Below are 747 nucleotides of genomic sequence, written 5' to 3'. Positions count from 1 at the left end.
GCAAGGGGGCCAGCCGCCGAAGGTGGGGTAGATGATTGGGGTGAAGTCGTAACAAGGTAGCCGTATCGGAAGGTGCGGCTGGATCACCTCCTTTCTATGGAGAATCGTTTCCTGCAATGGAGACATTCAAATCGGAAGCTTGACTTCCATTAGAACCTTTGGGTTCGAACACTCACTCGTTGCTCAGTTTTGAGAGTTGAAGCTCTCAAGTAATACCTTGATCCTTGAAAACTGGATACCGAAACGAAAATGCGTTTTAGAACATTCCTTTAAGCTGAACTTGTGTAAACAAGTTTATATTATAGCGATGCTAGCGATTTTCCCTTTGGGAAAACGTAATGGTTAAGCTAATAAGAGCACACGGAGGATGCCTAGGCGCCAGGAGCCGACGAAGGACGTGGCGAACAACGAAACTGCCTCGGGGAGCTGTAAGCAAGCTTTGATCCGGGGGTGTCCGAATGGGGAAACCCAGCTGTGGTAATTCGCAGTTACTCATACCTGAATACATAGGGTGTGTAGAGGCAGACCAGGGGAACTGAAACATCTAAGTACCCTGAGGAAGAGAAAACAATAGTGATTCCGTCAGTAGCGGCGAGCGAACGCGGAACAGCCTAAACCAAGGGGCTTGCCCCTTGGGGTTGTGGGACGTCTCACATGGAGTTACAAAGGAATATAGTAGGTGAAGAGGTCTGGAAAGGCCCGCGATAGAGGTAAAAGCCCTGTAACCTAAACTGTGTTCTCTCCGAG

Annotated in this window: 2 rRNA genes; both read left to right on the top strand. The window is 49.0% G+C overall.

Annotated features, from left to right (window positions below):
- Positions 1 to 94, top strand: a 16S ribosomal RNA gene (locus A3844_RS06660); the annotation flags it as partial.
- 246 nt (positions 95 to 340) lie between these two features.
- Positions 341 to 747: ribosomal RNA gene (locus A3844_RS06655) — 23S ribosomal RNA — on the top strand; the annotation flags it as partial.

Source organism: Paenibacillus helianthi (assembly GCF_001909055.1).
In the GTDB taxonomy this organism is placed as follows: domain Bacteria; phylum Bacillota; class Bacilli; order Paenibacillales; family Paenibacillaceae; genus Paenibacillus_AQ; species Paenibacillus_AQ helianthi.
This window is presented reverse-complemented; position numbering and strand designations above follow the sequence as displayed.